This is a genomic window from Acinetobacter sp. 24-47-66 (assembly GCF_056779755.1).
Genome location: NZ_JBWYIL010000018.1, coordinates 1 through 14,898, shown reverse-complemented (window position 1 = coordinate 14,898; position 14,898 = coordinate 1). Strand labels below are relative to the sequence as shown.

At 40.0% G+C, this 14,898-nt stretch carries 16 protein-coding genes; 12 read left to right on the top strand and 4 right to left on the bottom strand.

The features are described 5' to 3' along the window. The first annotated feature begins 28 nt into the window (after positions 1–28). Both AC1M84_RS13020 and AC1M84_RS13015 read left to right on the top strand, forming a co-directional pair. Positions 29–517 (top strand): methylated-DNA--[protein]-cysteine S-methyltransferase, encoded by a 489-nt coding sequence (locus AC1M84_RS13020; protein WP_481594040.1) that lies wholly within the window; start codon positions 29–31, stop codon positions 515–517. A gap of 36 nt (positions 518–553) precedes the next feature. Further along, a complete protein-coding gene (locus AC1M84_RS13015; protein WP_481594041.1) occupies positions 554–1,222 on the top strand; it encodes a nuclease-related domain-containing protein in 669 nt (222 codons plus the stop codon). A 33-nt stretch (positions 1,223–1,255) separates the two neighbouring features. Here the strand turns inward: AC1M84_RS13015 and AC1M84_RS13010 are convergent, their stop codons facing one another. Further along, entirely contained in the window at positions 1,256–2,023 is a 768-nt protein-coding gene (locus AC1M84_RS13010) for a hydroxymethylpyrimidine/phosphomethylpyrimidine kinase (protein ID WP_035268321.1), read from the bottom strand. Between the two features lie 83 nt (positions 2,024–2,106). Between AC1M84_RS13010 and AC1M84_RS13005 the strand changes: the two genes are divergently transcribed. Further along, positions 2,107–2,754, top strand: a complete 648-nt coding sequence (locus AC1M84_RS13005; RefSeq protein ID WP_092768637.1) for an HAD-IA family hydrolase — start codon at positions 2,107–2,109, stop codon at positions 2,752–2,754. A 54-nt stretch (positions 2,755–2,808) separates the two neighbouring features. Here AC1M84_RS13005 and AC1M84_RS13000 read toward each other — a convergent pair whose 3' ends face one another. Beyond that, complete coding sequence (locus tag AC1M84_RS13000; RefSeq protein WP_092768640.1) at positions 2,809–3,273, bottom strand: winged helix-turn-helix transcriptional regulator; 465 nt, start codon at positions 3,271–3,273, stop codon at positions 2,809–2,811. Positions 3,274–3,411: 138 nt separating this feature from the next. Here AC1M84_RS13000 and AC1M84_RS12995 point away from each other — a divergent pair, with 138 nt between their 5' ends. From AC1M84_RS12995 to AC1M84_RS12980, 4 genes are all read left to right on the top strand, one after another. Continuing rightward, complete coding sequence (locus AC1M84_RS12995) at positions 3,412–4,671, top strand: D-amino acid dehydrogenase (protein WP_481595141.1); 1,260 nt, start codon at positions 3,412–3,414, stop codon at positions 4,669–4,671. Positions 4,672–4,715: 44 nt separating this feature from the next. Next, positions 4,716–5,822 carry an alanine racemase gene (gene alr / locus AC1M84_RS12990; protein WP_481595140.1) on the top strand — a complete coding sequence of 369 codons (1,107 nt, stop codon included), beginning with the start codon at positions 4,716–4,718 and terminating at the stop codon, positions 5,820–5,822. 56 nt (positions 5,823–5,878) lie between these two features. Beyond that, positions 5,879–6,238, top strand: coding sequence for a RidA family protein (locus AC1M84_RS12985; RefSeq protein ID WP_481595139.1), 360 nt, complete (start codon positions 5,879–5,881; stop codon positions 6,236–6,238). Between the two features lie 134 nt (positions 6,239–6,372). Then, a complete protein-coding gene (locus tag AC1M84_RS12980; protein ID WP_481595138.1) occupies positions 6,373–7,794 on the top strand; it encodes an amino acid permease in 1,422 nt (473 codons plus the stop codon). Between the two features lie 51 nt (positions 7,795–7,845). Here AC1M84_RS12980 and AC1M84_RS12975 read toward each other — a convergent pair whose 3' ends face one another. Both AC1M84_RS12975 and AC1M84_RS12970 read right to left on the bottom strand, forming a co-directional pair. Further along, the gene (locus tag AC1M84_RS12975; RefSeq protein ID WP_481588043.1) at positions 7,846–8,298 is read right to left on the bottom strand and encodes a CopD family protein; all 453 of its coding nucleotides are present in this window, start codon (positions 8,296–8,298) and stop codon (positions 7,846–7,848) included. Positions 8,299–8,326: 28 nt separating this feature from the next. Further along, positions 8,327–9,556 (bottom strand): beta-ketoacyl synthase N-terminal-like domain-containing protein, encoded by a 1,230-nt coding sequence (locus tag AC1M84_RS12970; RefSeq protein WP_035268310.1) that lies wholly within the window; start codon positions 9,554–9,556, stop codon positions 8,327–8,329. A 272-nt stretch (positions 9,557–9,828) separates the two neighbouring features. Between AC1M84_RS12970 and AC1M84_RS12965 the strand changes: the two genes are divergently transcribed. The 5 genes from AC1M84_RS12965 to AC1M84_RS12945 form a co-directional block, all read left to right on the top strand. Beyond that, positions 9,829–11,256, top strand: coding sequence for an EcsC family protein (locus AC1M84_RS12965; protein WP_481595137.1), 1,428 nt, complete (start codon positions 9,829–9,831; stop codon positions 11,254–11,256). Positions 11,257–11,427: 171 nt separating this feature from the next. Then, entirely contained in the window at positions 11,428–11,802 is a 375-nt protein-coding gene (gene rpsL / locus AC1M84_RS12960; protein ID WP_004648013.1) for a 30S ribosomal protein S12, read from the top strand. A 180-nt stretch (positions 11,803–11,982) separates the two neighbouring features. Further along, on the top strand, positions 11,983–12,453 hold the full coding sequence (rpsG, locus tag AC1M84_RS12955) for a 30S ribosomal protein S7 (RefSeq protein WP_004648014.1): 471 nt from the start codon (positions 11,983–11,985) through the stop codon (positions 12,451–12,453). Between the two features lie 131 nt (positions 12,454–12,584). Further along, entirely contained in the window at positions 12,585–14,720 is a 2,136-nt protein-coding gene (gene fusA, locus AC1M84_RS12950; protein ID WP_092768658.1) for an elongation factor G, read from the top strand. Positions 14,721–14,812: 92 nt separating this feature from the next. Next, on the top strand, positions 14,813–14,898 hold an 86-nt coding region (locus AC1M84_RS12945), incomplete at its 3' end, for a GTP-binding protein (RefSeq protein WP_001029592.1).

The window sequence follows — 14,898 nt, the reverse complement described above, 5'->3', positions numbered from 1 at the left end:
ATGATTCAACTTACAAGCGATTAAAAAAATGACTCAGCTTTATTTAAAAAAAATAATGACACCTGTCGGTGAACTTCAATTGGTTGCTCATGATCAAGCATTGATTGTTGTCGCTTGGGAAAATGCACTTCCTCAGTTTATCCGAAATCAAATCGTCATTCAGCGGGATGATCACGAGATTTTATGCATTGCCGAAACACAGCTTCGCGAATATTTTTTAAAACAACGTCAGGTATTTGATTTGCCCATAGAACTTTATGGGACAGAATTCCAACGCTCGGTATGGAATGCGCTGTTAAAAATTCCTTTTGGAGAGTCTAGAACGTATAAGCAAATTGCTGAGGATGTTGGGAATGTAAAAGCGGTAAGAGCTGTAGGCTTGGCCAATGGAAAAAATCCTATCGCGATCATTGTACCTTGTCATCGTGTAATAGGTGTCAATGGCAAGCTGGTCGGATTTTCAGGAGGTGTGGAAAATAAGCTTAAGCTGCTGCAGCTTGAAGATGATGAGTGGTGATGTTATAACAGCATAAACATATGAAATACAAAAATTATGTCTAATGAAAATCCTATAATTACAATTGTTTTTAATCTCATATCGCAGTTATGGTGGTTGATCTTAATTCTAGCAATCATCCCTGTATTCAAAATGTTTGTACCTTATATCAAAGGAAAATTGGGTGAATACATTGTCCAATATCATGCAAAAAAATTTTTGAATGAGGACTATATTTTACTGAATGATCTAACATTTTTGGATCAGGACAATCAGACCACACAGATTGACCATATTTTATTGAGTCCTTATGGAATATTTGTGATTGAGACCAAAAACTATAAAGGTTGGATTTTTGGCTCATCACATCAAAAAATGTGGACTCAAAAAATTTATAAATCTAGCCATAAATTTCAAAATCCATTGCACCAAAACTACAAGCATATAAAGGTTTTAGACGGATTGTTAAAAGATTTAATCGATTCAAATCTGTCGATACATGGGTTAATAGTTTTCGTGCCTAATTGTGAGTTTAAAACACCAATTCCTGTACATGTTCATTGGGGTAAAAGTTGGATTGAAGAAGTTAAAAGCTACCAAATGAAAGTGATTGATGATCGTAGACTACAGAGAATTAAATATCGTATTGAAAAAGCAGCGCTTCAAAAATCGTGGAAAACCAATAGAGAACATATCCGATCAGTCAAAGAAAGACTAAAAGATTAATAAAAAAAAGCCCACAGTCAGTGGGCTTTTTATTTAGAAGCGTTTTGGAATTCTTTGGCCACCTTCAACTGGGATTTCAGCACGTTTTAATACACCAAATAGCCATGTTTCCGCATGGTGAACTGCATTTTTAATTTGATCACCTTGTGCCAATCTCCCTGCAATAAAACTAGCAAGAGAACAGCCTGAACCATGATACTCACCTTCAAGACGAGGACATTTTGTTTCAGAGACCATATCACCGTTAATGTAGAGTGCATTTCTAATATAAGTCGGTGTGTCTTCGTGACCACCTTTGACTAATACAGCTTTAGCACCCATTTCAAATAACTTCTGTGTAGCTTGATCTAAATCTTCACAGCCGGTTAATGCGCGAAGTTCAACGGTATTCGGTGTAAGAATCGTAGCAAGAGGAATCAATTCAACAAAAGCCTTGACCAATGTTGCTTGATTTCCTAATGAGCCACCACTATTGGCAACCAAAACTGGATCGAGTACGTATTGGAAATCAGGATGTGCTCTTAGGAATTCTGCCAAAGCGGCGATATTGTCGGTAGTGCCGAGCATGCCAGATTTCACTACTTTGATAGGAAGATCGTTCACTACAGCATTCGCTTGAGCCAGCAGTAAATCTTTTGAGGTTGCTTCAAATCCAAAAACTTGTTGAGAGTTTTGAATGGTTAACGCTGTACATGCGATTGCTGCATGAGCACCACTTTGGCCGATCGCTTCAATATCTGCTTGTAAGCCAGCACCACCAGATGGATCTAAACCAGAAAAGCACAATACAGTAGGGCGCACAACAATGTCCTTCATTGATCAATTTGGAGTAGTATAGGCAAGTTTCTGAGAAGTCTCGATAGCATTTCTAAAAAAGGTACAGCATGATTAAAAATATTCTCATTGATTTAGATGGAACGCTAACTGATCCTAAAGTGGGTATTACGACTTCTGCACGCTATGGTTTAGAAAAAGTAGGTCATTTTATCGCGGAAGATGAGAATATTGATTGGATTATTGGACCACCTTTAAAAGCCTCTTTGGCCAAAATTTTGAAGGTTGATGTGAATGATGATTTGGCGGAACAGGCTTTACTTGGTTATCGTGAGCGCTTTGCTGTAAAAGGTTTATTTGAAAATTTATTATTTGAAGATGTAGCAGAAACATTGGCAACACTTAAGAACAAAGGTTACAGATTGTTTTTAGCTACTGCAAAGCCTGAAGTGTATGCTCAGCAAATTCTTGAACATTTCAATCTTACACCGTATTTTGATTATGCCTATGGCAGTGAGTTAAATGGTGACCGCACCAATAAAGCTGAACTTATTGCATATATTTTAGAGCAAGAAAAAATCAAGCCAGAAACCTGTTTGATGGTAGGGGACCGAGAGCATGATATTATCGGTGCTCGAAAAAATGGAATTGAAACGATTGCGGTGGAATACGGTTATGGCAGTGATGCAGAGTTAGCCGCTGCTGCACCCAAAGCCAGAATTCAAGCTTTCCATCAAATTTTAAATTATGTTGATTAATCTAAGCCGAAATTTGGGCTCAAGAGCAACTCTCAAGAGATTGCTCTTCGTAGCTTAGCTTAGATCCAAATACAAGGATTCTTTGACCTCTTCCATCACGATGTAACTATGGGAGGATGCTGAGGACGGAAGCATTTTAAGCAGGTCACCCAGTAGTTGGCGATAAGCACTCATTTCTTTTAGTCTCGCTTTCACCAAGTAATCGAATTCACCTGAAATTAAATGACATTCTAAGACCTCAGGTATCTCAACTAAATTCTTGGCGACTTGATCAAAAACATCTCCAGATTTCGCCGATAATTTAATTTCTAGAAAAACGAGTAAATTACGCTCCAATAACTCCGGATTTAATCGGGCGTAATAGCCCATAATAATGCCATCTCGTTCTAGTCTTTTCACTCTTTCCGAGCATGGGGTTGTAGAAAGATTTACTTTTGCAGCCAGTTCACTAATGGCAATACGACCGTCCTTTTGCAGAATATCTAAAATCATACGATCAGTGCGATCTAATTTCCGCATGAATAATTTCCTTATTTTTTAATTTTTTCAGGATAAAACCCTTAAATTACCTAAATTATAACGATTAAAAGAGTGAAAAAAACTATTAAAGCAAAAATATACTAGTGAAATAAACTACACAGTGCTGAGGGATAGTTCATGCGCGTTATTGTATTAGGTAGTGGTGTCATTGGTGTTGCAAGTGCGTATTACCTAGCGCAACAAGGAGCAAGCGTCACTGTATTAGATCGTCAATCAGGTCCTGCCGAAGAAACGAGTTTTGGCAATGCAGGACAGATTTCTCCTGGGTATTCTACACCATGGGCCGCACCAGGAATTCCATTTAAAGCGGTTAAATGGATGTTTCAACATCATGCACCATTAGCAATTAATGTAGATGGAAGCTTGTGGCAGCTGAAATGGATGGCTCAAATGTTGAAGAACTGCAATGCGGCACATTACGCCATCAATAAAGAGCGTATGGTACGTGTTGCTGAATACAGTCGAGATTGTTTAAGAGAATTACGCGAAAATATTGGCATATCTTATGAGAATCGTTCAAAAGGAACATTACAAATTTTTCGTAAGGATGCGCAATTAGAAGCAGTTCAACGAGACATTGAAGTTTTAAAAGAAACAGGTGTCGAATTTGAGTTATTAGATCGTGAAGGTCTAGGTCGAGTTGAACCTGCATTAGCGGAAGTTAAAGACAAATTAGTCGGTGGCTTACATCTTCCAAATGATGAGACTGGTGATTGCTATATCTTTACCAACGCGCTTGCTGAATATGCAAAAGGTATTGGTGTTGAGTTTAAATTTAATCAAAATGTTGAAAAACTCGTAGTTGAGGGCGACGAAATTAAAGGCGTTATTGTAGACGGTCAGGTACTCACGGCAGATCGTTATGTACTTGCCTTCGGTAGCTATTCACGAGATTTTATTAAACCATTAGGTCTAGATTTGCCCATTTATCCTGTAAAGGGATATTCATTAACTATACCTATCGTGGATGCGCAATATGCCCCTCAATCAACTGTCTTAGATGAAACTTACAAGATTGCAATAACTCGTTTTGATCAACGAATTCGTGTTGGTGGGATGGCTGAGTTAAGTGGTTTTAATAAAGAGTTAAATGAGGATCGCCGTGGCACCTTAGAGATGGTAACACGTGATTTGTTCCCAGGTGGAGATATGGCACAAGCCAGTTTCTGGACGGGACTACGACCGATGACACCAGATAGTACGCCTATTATCGGTGCGACGAAATATAAGAATCTATTTTTAAATACTGGACATGGCACGCTCGGCTGGACCATGGCATGTGGTTCTGGAAAGCTGATTAGTGATTTAGTGCTGAATCGGACTCCAGAGATTAGTACCGATGGACTTTCAATTCAACGTTATAACCACGCAGCTTAAAGGCTGCGTGGTTTGCTATTAAAAAATATAATAGGACAAGGAATATGTCTCGCCCGATACAGGCTGTCATTCATTTAAACGCAATCAAACATAATTTGAAAGTTGCTAAGCAACATGTGCCAAATGCCCAAATTTTTGCTGTTGTAAAAGCTAATGCTTATGGCCATGGGATCGAGCGCATTTATTCAGCCTTAAAGGATGCTGATGGGATTGCACTTCTAGAGCTGAGTGAAGCACAACGAGTTCGAGATTTAGGTTGGAAAGGCCCAATTTTGCTTTTGGAAGGTATCTTTCAAGAAGCGGATTTACAGTTGTGTCATGATTTGGAACTTCAATTTACCGTTCATAATGAGATTCAATTCGAATGGATTAATCGGTGCGGTTTAGATGCTCATTTTAATATTTTTCTGAAAATGAACAGTGGCATGAATCGTTTAGGATTCCAACCTCAACGTTACTCTGAAATTTGGGGTCTGTTAACTGAATTGCCGCAAGTGTCATCAATCACTCACATGACACATTTTTCTGATGCTGATGGCGAGCGCTTGAATCAGGTTGGCGTTGACTATCAAATTTCAGTATTCAATCAAATCGTCAGTGCTTTAGGTGGTGGTCCTTGCTCAGTAAGTAATAGCGCAGCGATTCTTAGACATGCCAATCATGTCCACTCTAACATTGTACGTAGTGGCATTATGTTGTATGGGAGTTCACCGGATTATCCAACCCATACTATTCAAGATTGGGACTTAAAACCAACAATGTCTTTAAGAAGTGAATTGATTGCAATTCAAGAAATTAATCCTCAGCAAAGTATTGGCTATGGATCGACATTTTTTGCAGAACAAGCTATGAAAATTGGCATTGTCGCTTGTGGATATGCAGATGGATATCAACGGATTACTCAATCTGGCACAGCAGTGCTTGTGAATGGGCAAAAAACTTCTTTAATTGGTCGTGTAAGTATGGACATGCTAGCTGTTGATATCACGCATATTGAAGATGCAAAAATTGGCAGTGAAGTCGTACTGTGGGGCGTCTCAAAGTATGGAAGTTTGTTACCGATTGATGAGGTCGCTGCAGGAGCGAGTACTGTGGGATATGAGTTAATGTGTGGCGTAACGACGCGGGTTCCATTTGTTCTAGAAATTTAATGTTAAAAATTCAACGATCAACACTAGGATCGATACTGAGTAATCAAGGAATTAATATGCAAAATCAGGATATTCAAAAATTCAATAGTAATGGCGTGATGAGTGCAGTTACAGTCTTTAATCAAGTGGCTTATCTTTCTGGTCAAGTACCTAAGATTACGACGCCTGATATCGCCTTACAAACGAAAGATGTGCTGAATACGATCGACGCTCTTTTGGCTCAAGTAGGCACAGATAAATCTCGTTTATTGTCAGCACAAGTTTTCGTGAAGAATTTGGAAGATTTTCAAATCTTCAATCAAATTTGGATTGAATGGATGGAGGATTCAGTACCACCATCACGAGCAACCATTCAGGCTGACCTCGTTAATCCAGAATGGTTAATTGAAATCGCAGTGATTGCTGCATTGAAATAACTGAATATAAGTAAGACTTCACGAGGAAGAGTCATTTATGGCTCCTCTCATAATAACAAAATCTCTCGAATCTCAGTTTGAAGCGGAATTTAGGCTGATCGATTAGATTAGATGGTGTAAAAGGATGTTGAATAATGACAACCACAAATATTGATGAACAATCATCTCCCAATGAATTACAGCGTAAGCTTTCAAATCGACATTTACAACTCATCGCCATCGGTGGAGCGATTGGTACAGGGTTGTTTATGGGCTCAGGAAAAACGATTTCACTTGCAGGACCTTCAATCATCATCATTTATATGATTATTGGTGCTATGTTTTTTTTCTTGATGCGTGCCCTTGGTGAAATTCTTTTATCTAATCTGCACTACAAATCATTTATTGATATGGCACATGATCTCATTGGACCAGGTGCAGGGTATTATATTGGTTGGTCCTATTGGCTGGGATGGATTTTGGTCGGTATTGCTGATTTAGCAGCAATTATCAATTATCTCAGTTTTTGGTTACCTCCAGATCAAATGTTTACCCCAATGGGGCAAGCAGCGATTAGTGCAGGATGTGTCTTATTCATACTCGCAATTAACTTAGTCACTGTAAAACTTTTTGGTGAAATTGAGTTTTGGTTTGCATTAATCAAAATTTTAGCCATTATTGGATTAATCTTGGTGGGTGCCTTCATGGTGTTTACGAGTTTTCAGTCACCAAGTGGTGCTGTTGCAAGCTTCAGTAACATTTGGTCTCATGGTGGAATGTTCCCGAAAGGAACAATGGGCTTTTTGGCAGGCTTTCAAATCGCAATGTTTGCCTTTGTTGGTGTAGAGTTACTCGGGACGATGGCTGCGGAAACCAAAGATCCTGAAAAAAATTTACCAAAAGCGGTTAATGCTATTCCGACACGTATTATCATTTTCTATGTGCTTTCGTTGATCATGATTATGTCTGTGACACCTTGGATCAATATCCCAGCAGATCAAAGTCCATTTGTGACATTATTTTTATTTGCGGGTATTGGTTCAGCTGCTGTGATTATGAACCTAGTGGTTTTGTCTTCTGTGATGTCTTCCATGAACAGTGGCGTCTTTTCTACCAGTCGAATGTTATTTGGATTGGCACGTGACGGCCAAGCCCCTCAAAAGCTAGCAGAACTTTCAAGTCGTGCCGTACCTGCTAAGGGATTAATCTTTTCATGTACATTTATTATGGCCGGTGCAGCATTTCAGTATTTTGTGCCAAATACGATGGAAGCTTTTACATTAGCAAGTTCGCTGTGTGTGATTCTTTTCATTAGTATTTGGGCGATTATCGTGGTGTGCTATATACGCTACCGTAAATTGCGACCTGAGCTACATGAAAAGTCGAATTTTAAAATGCCGGGTGGAGTGGCAATGTCATACGTTGTATTGGCATTTTTGCTATTTGCATTAATCATTTTAAGTTTAGAGCCAGACACGCTGAAAGCTTTGATGATTAGCCCAATCTGGTTGATTTTGTTAGCTGTAACATACCGTGTTCTTTATAAACCACGTATGCGTAAGCGTAACCATAATTAATTTTTAGAGAAAAAAACCTCCACGAATGGAGGTTTTTTTTATATTCTTTAGTTAGAATGTAGGTTTGACCACAACTAAAATTACCACTGCGAATAAGATCAATGTGGGCATTTCGTTGAAATAGCGCCAGAACTTATGACTTTTATAGTGTGCATTATCAATGAGTTTTTTACGGTAATATCCACAAACTAGGTGGTATATGACCAGTAATCCGACTAAACCAACTTTTAAATAAAACCATAAAGCTTCATGATAATGTCGAGTTGCATCACCCCAGTCCACTAAAAAATGTGCAGTGATCAATGTTGCGATCATCGCAGGCCACATAATGCCACGATAAAGCTTACGTTCCATGACTTCAAAGCGTTGATGGCTTATGGCATCGTCACTCATCGCATGATAAACATAAAGCCGTGGTAGATAGAACAAAGCAGCGAACCAACATACCACAGCAATAATATGTAATGCTTTTACCCATAGGAAAGCATCTGAAGGAGCATCCATCTAATCACCCATTATGGGCGGAATTAAATTAGCCTTCCCATTTCTTGAAAATGAGGCAGGCATTTACGCCGCCGAAACCAAAACTGTTACTCATTACAGTATTCAGTTTTGTATCGCGTTTTTCAAGTACGATATCAAATGGTTTTGCACCTTCATCAAGCTCAGTAACGTTGATATTTGGTGCAATAAAGTCATTCTGCATCATGAGAATAGAGTAAATCGCTTCTTGTACACCTGCAGCGCCTAAGCTATGACCTGTCATAGATTTTGTTGAACTTAAAGGTGGTACTTGACCTTCACCGAATGCGCGTTCCATTGCTTTCAATTCAGTCACATCACCAGCTGGTGTAGATGTGCCGTGTGTATTTACATAATCAATTTTTTCAACACCATGCTGTTTTGCTTCATCAAGTGCCATCAAGATACAACGTGTTGCACCTTCACCTGATGGTGCGACCATATCAGCACCATCAGAGTTGGCTGCATATGCAACGACTTCAGCAAGAATATTTGCACCGCGCGCTTGAGCATGCTCAAGAGATTCAAGTACCACGAAACCACCGCCGCCAGCAATGACAAAACCATCACGATCAGCAGAGTAAGGGCGAGAAGCGGTTTCTGGTGAGTCATTATATTTTGAGCATAAAGCACCCATTGCATCAAATAATAGACTTTGTGACCAATGATCTTCTTCACCACCACCAGCGAGCATTAGATCCTGTTTGCCAAGTTGAATCAGGTTGTATGCGTAACCAATGGCATCAGCTGAGGTTGCACAAGCACTTGTAATAGAGTGAGCGATACCTTGTAATTTGAATGCCACACCAACGTTAGCAGTAATAGTATTTGACATATTGCGTGGAACAAAGAAAGGGCCAATTTTACGTGCGCCTTTCTCTTCAAGAAGTTCAATCATTTCAGCGACAGAAGCTGTAGAGTTGCCGCCTGAACCACCCGCAATACCATAACGAGGATTGCCCGCAAGATCTTCAGCTGTTAGACCCGCATTTTCAACTGCAGCGACTGCAGCGTTATAGGCATACATCGCACATACACCCATGAAGCGTTTCAGTTTACGGTCAATACCGTCAAAATTTTGTTCTGCTGCAGCACTAACATGACTTTTAAAATTAAGTTCAGCATAAGTTGGGTTAAAACGTGTGCCTGAAATACCATTTTGTAAGGCATGATTTACATCTTCTAATGTATTACCAATGCATGAGTTAATGCCCATACCAGTGATTACAACACGTTTCATTTACAATTCCCTATCATGGTGAAGTCATTTTATGGAAAAATTCACATCGATTTGATTGGATGTAAAAGTCCATAAGATCTTGTCAAAAATTCGTATCATGATATCAGAATCTATTTTAAATTCTTATGGCAAATCAATATCGCAGCGTTAAAACGCTTATTGGCAGATATGTTCACTATATTGCAACCGAATAAAACACGATAAAGTTGAGATAACTCTTGACTGCACATAGAATTTTAAACATAAGTGATAAATGCGAAGGAGGGTTGTAAATGGCAAATTCTAATAATAAGCAATCTAGCGGACTGGTATCAAAAGCATTTGGAGTGGCTAAAAAGCTCAGTGCTACTGGCTTTGAACTGGCACAACATGTTGCACCAGGATCAATTGCGAAATTGACGCAACAACCTGATCCACAAAAAATTATTGACATAACTTTAGATGAGAGAAAAATGACTGAACAAAAAAAGTACGAAACCCCTCAACAATTATTTCGTGATCATGTCCCTCAAGTTTCTCAAAAAATTTTTGGTCGTCATTACAGTAAATTAAATAATGTTGCTTCTTTTATCTTTCCGGACTTAAACAACAAAGTTGCAGATTATTTTTTTGATAAATTGAATGATTTTGTTTCTGAGTTAAGTTCAGTTGAGCATGTATTAAAGGAAGTTGGTGCAAAAAGCTTGGATGAACTTAAATCAAGCCCTGATCGTGCGAATCGTATCGGTGAAGCATTAGCCAATCAAAATAAATTCATTGCAGCGGTTCAGGGGGCAGTGTCTGGTGCGACAGGCGTAGTTGGTACGGCCATCGATATTCCTTTCTCGTTGGCATTTACGTTGCGTAGTATTTACCAAGAAGGGCGCGCGCACGGTTTTGAACTTAATCATCGTCAAGAGCAAGAGATCGTTGAGTATGTATTCAAACAAGTCGATTTAGGTGTTATTGCGGAAAAGCAAACACTTTTAGTGGCATTAAGAACAGTCGCAAATTTATTGGAAACACAAGATACTCATCAGCTACAAACCCTATTGGGCTCTAGTAACGACTTCACGGCTTTAAAAAATTGGCTGAGTAATCCTGAGGGTGGTTATAAATGGAATTGGTTGAATCAGATTCCTCAAATTTCAATTTTATCTAAATTAGCACCTGTGGCTGGTGCTGGTATTGGTGCAGTATATAGCTGGCGTTTGGTGGAAGAGGCTCATTCTAAAGCTAGAGCTGTTTTTTCTGGAGCACAGCAGTACATTCTCCAACATCCAGATGAGCAGGTATCTGTTCAGGAGGCCTTTGAGCGCGGCACAGAATTATTAAAGCAGTCCTCACTCGCATTGAATTCCGCAGCGTCAATCAATAATGAGTTAGTGGTTGAGGTTGAAGAGTTTGCAAAAAAACTTGAAGGAGAAGAGTCTATTCAAGTTGATGAGTCTGCAGTTCATAATGATTCAATTTCAGCAATTAAAATTGAAGCAAAAACTGCGGAGTCTGAAAAAGAAGAAGCGGTCAGTGTTGAGGATGGTCTTAAGGCCTTAGCTGAAAAACATGTGGAATCGGCTTCTAATGAAAGTGTTCAAGACGCTGATAAAGACCAGCCTCAAGGCGAACCTATTGTGCAGGTAAAAGCACCCCCTAAGCGTCGTAATTCAAAAAAGAAAGACGAAGCAGCAAACTCACTACCTACGTCACAGAAAAAGCAATAAATTTAGTTATGAATGGTTGATCAAATCATTCTGAAAATTTCATTGTAAGCACACAATGGTCAATATTTGATGTCATGTTGAATGTTGACCATTTTTACTTCTTGGCTTACAATTGCATGCCCTCAAAAAGTAGTATTTTTTGGGGCTTTTTATTAACGGGAGAATTGCCACATGGCAACAACAAATCAGTTGATCCGTAAGGGTCGTACGACTTTGATTGAAAAATCAAAAGTTCCTGCGTTGAAGGCTTGTCCACAACGTCGTGGTGTTTGTACACGTGTTTACACAACTACACCTAAAAAACCTAACTCAGCAATGCGTAAAGTTTGCCGTGTTCGCTTAACTTCAGGTTTCGAAGTATCTAGCTATATCGGTGGTGAAGGCCATAACCTACAAGAGCACAGTGTTGTTCTTATCCGTGGTGGTCGTGTTAAAGACTTACCAGGTGTACGTTACCATACCGTTCGTGGTTCTTTAGACTGTGCTGGTGTTAAAGATCGTAACCAGTCTCGTTCTAAATACGGTACTAAGCGTCCTAAGAAATAATCTAATTAGATCATTTTCTTAAACGTATAGAACTGCAATCCTTTATCGTCTCGCTTGTCTGATTTCTGCATTTAATTTTGTGAAATTCAAGCGACGTGTAGTAAGGCCAGCGAATAGTACATGACACTTTGTACTGCTGCTGGATAAACCTGAAGTGTCATATTTATAGGTAGTATTAAAATGCCAAGACGTCGCGTAGTCGCTGCTCGTGAAATCCTTCCGGATCCTAAGTTCGGCAGCCAAACAATCGCTAAGTTCATGAACCACGTAATGCAAGATGGTAAAAAATCTATTGCTGAAAGTATCGTTTACGGTGCTTTAGACCGCGTTCAAGAAAAATCTAAAGTAGACCCAGTTGAATTTTTCGAGACTACTCTTGAAAAAGTTCGTCCTATGGTCGAAGTAAAAGCACGCCGTGTTGGTGGTGCTACATACCAAGTTCCTATGGAAGTACGCCCATCCCGTCGTACTGCTCTAGCGATGCGTTGGTTAGTAGATGCTGCTGCTAAGCGTTCTGAAAAAACTATGGCGTTACGCCTTGCTGGTGAGTTGCTTGACGCAGCTGAAGGTAAAGGTTCAGCGATCAAGAAACGTGAAGATGTGCATCGTATGGCTGAAGCCAACAAAGCCTTCTCTCACTACCGTTTCTAAGCGGATAAAACAGCCCCTATTCAGGAGGGTGGTAAGTCGGGTTTCACTGATTTGTCATCGAATCGCTTTAAGCTGCTCAGCAGCTTAAAGCGTCCTGTTTTAAACAACAAAATTTAGGAATGCAAGAAATCATGGCTCGTCAAACCCCAATTTCTCGTTACCGTAACATTGGTATCTCAGCACACATTGATGCTGGTAAAACAACGACTTCTGAACGTATTTTGTTCTACACAGGTGAGAGCCACAAACTAGGTGAAACTCACGAAGGTTCAGCAACAACTGACTGGATGGAACAAGAGCAAGAACGTGGTATTACCATTACTTCAGCAGCAGTAACTTGCTTCTGGAAAGGTATGGGTAACCAGTTCGAACAACACCGTATTAACGTAATTGACACACCGGGACACGTTGACTTCACGATCGAAGTTGAGCGTTCTATGCGTGTTCTTGACGGCGCGTGCATGGTTTACTGTGCTGTAGGTGGTGTACAACCTCAGTCAGAAACTGTATGGCGTCAAGCAAATAAATATAAAGTACCTCGTATTGCGTTCGTTAACAAAATGGACCGTACTGGTGCAAACTTCTTCCGTGCTGTTGAACAAGTAAAAACACGTCTTGGTGGTAATCCAGTGCCAATCGTGATTCCTGTTGGCGCAGAAGAAAACTTCCAAGGTGTAGTAGATCTTATCGAAATGAAAGCGATTATCTGGGATGAAGCATCTCAAGGTATGAAGTTTGAATACGGTGAAATTCCTGCTGACCTTGTTGAGCTTGCTCAAGAATGGCGTACGAACATGGTTGAAGCTGCTGCAGAAGCATCAGAAGAACTCATGGATAAGTACCTAGAAGAAGGTGATTTGACTAAAGAAGAAATCGTTAATGGTCTTCGTGCGCGTACATTGTTGAATGAAATTCAGCCAATGCTTTGTGGTTCAGCGTTCAAAAACAAAGGTGTTCAACGTATGTTGGATGCTGTTATTGAATTCTTACCAGCACCTACTGACGTTGAAGCAATTAAAGGTATCTTAGACGACAAAGATGAGACAGAAGGTTCTCGCGAAGCGTCTGATGAAGCACCGTTTGCTGCGCTTGCGTTCAAAATCATGAACGACAAATTCGTAGGTAACTTAACATTCGTTCGTGTTTACTCAGGTGTTTTAAAAGCTGGTAGTGCAGTTTATAACCCTGTTAAATCTAAACGTGAACGTGTTGGTCGTATTGTACAGATGCACGCTAATGACCGTCATGACATCGAAGAAATTCGTGCGGGCGATATCGCGGCATGTGTAGGTCTTAAAGACACGACTACAGGTGATACACTTTGTGACGAAAACAACGTGATCACATTAGAGCGTATGGAATTCCCAGAGCCAGTAATTGCACTTGCAGTTGAACCTAAAACTAAAGCTGACCAAGAAAAAATGTCAGTTGCTTTGGGCCGCTTGGCGAAAGAAGATCCATCATTCCGCGTTCGTACTGACGAAGAATCTGGTCAAACAATTATTGCAGGTATGGGTGAGCTTCACCTTGACATCATCGTTGACCGTATGAAGCGTGAATTCGGTGTTGAAGCGAACATTGGTAAACCAATGGTTGCTTACCGCGAAACGATTAAAAAATCTGTTGAGCAAGAAGGTAAGTTCGTTCGTCAAACTGGTGGTAAAGGTAAGTTCGGTCACGTATATGTACGTTTAGAGCCAATGGATCCTGAAGCTGGTAAAGACTACGAGTTCGCTGAAGAAGTTGTCGGCGGTGTTGTACCTAAAGAATTCTTTGGTGCGGTTGACAAAGGTATTCAAGAACGTATGAAGAATGGTGTCCTTGCTGGTTACCCAGTTGTAGGCATCAAAGCGACATTGTTCGATGGTTCTTACCATGATGTCGACTCTGACGAATTATCGTTCAAAATGGCGGGTTCTTACGCATTCCGTGATGGTTTCATGAAAGCAGATCCTGTTCTTCTTGAGCCTATCATGAAAGTTGAAGTAGAAACTCCAGAAGATTACATGGGCGATATCATGGGTGACTTAAACCGTCGTCGTGGTATGGTTCAAGGTATGGACGATTTACCTGGCGGTACTAAAGCAATCCGTGCTGAAGTTCCACTTTCTGAGATGTTCGGTTACGCAACACACATGCGTTCTATGTCTCAAGGTCGTGCGACTTACTCTATGGAATTTGCTAAATATGCCGAAACTCCACGTAACGTGGCTGAAGGCATCATTGCTAAGTTCCAAGCTGGTGGTAAAAAAGGTGACGACGAGTAATCTTTCGATTACTATAAGCCCAACTAATTCATAGTTTAAAACCAAGTGCTCATGGAGTGATCCTCCATGAGTAGTTTAAAAAGGAAAATCTCATGGCTAAGGCTAAGTTTGAACGTAATAAGCCACACGTTAACGTGGGCACAATCGGTCACGTTGACCATGGTAAAACAACTTTAAC

Bases quoted from the DNA above. Each gene is read 5' to 3' on its own strand.
- AC1M84_RS13000 (WP_092768640.1), bottom strand. From the start codon at position 3,273: ATGCGGAAATTAGATCGCACTGATCGTATGATTTTAGATATTCTGCAA.
- AC1M84_RS12995 (WP_481595141.1), top strand. From the start codon at position 3,412: ATGCGCGTTATTGTATTAGGTAGTGGTGTCATTGGTGTTGCAAGTGCG.
- AC1M84_RS12985 (WP_481595139.1), top strand. From the start codon at position 5,879: ATGCAAAATCAGGATATTCAAAAATTCAATAGTAATGGCGTGATGAGT.
- AC1M84_RS12980 (WP_481595138.1), top strand. From the start codon at position 6,373: ATGACAACCACAAATATTGATGAACAATCATCTCCCAATGAATTACAG.
- alr (WP_481595140.1), top strand. From the start codon at position 4,716: ATGTCTCGCCCGATACAGGCTGTCATTCATTTAAACGCAATCAAACAT.
- AC1M84_RS13005 (WP_092768637.1), top strand. From the start codon at position 2,107: ATGATTAAAAATATTCTCATTGATTTAGATGGAACGCTAACTGATCCT.
- AC1M84_RS13015 (WP_481594041.1), top strand. From the start codon at position 554: ATGTCTAATGAAAATCCTATAATTACAATTGTTTTTAATCTCATATCG.
- fusA (WP_092768658.1), top strand. From the start codon at position 12,585: ATGGCTCGTCAAACCCCAATTTCTCGTTACCGTAACATTGGTATCTCA.
- AC1M84_RS12975 (WP_481588043.1), bottom strand. From the start codon at position 8,298: ATGGATGCTCCTTCAGATGCTTTCCTATGGGTAAAAGCATTACATATT.
- AC1M84_RS13020 (WP_481594040.1), top strand. From the start codon at position 29: ATGACTCAGCTTTATTTAAAAAAAATAATGACACCTGTCGGTGAACTT.
- AC1M84_RS12970 (WP_035268310.1), bottom strand. From the start codon at position 9,556: ATGAAACGTGTTGTAATCACTGGTATGGGCATTAACTCATGCATTGGT.
- rpsG (WP_004648014.1), top strand. From the start codon at position 11,983: ATGCCAAGACGTCGCGTAGTCGCTGCTCGTGAAATCCTTCCGGATCCT.
- rpsL (WP_004648013.1), top strand. From the start codon at position 11,428: ATGGCAACAACAAATCAGTTGATCCGTAAGGGTCGTACGACTTTGATT.
- AC1M84_RS12965 (WP_481595137.1), top strand. From the start codon at position 9,829: ATGGCAAATTCTAATAATAAGCAATCTAGCGGACTGGTATCAAAAGCA.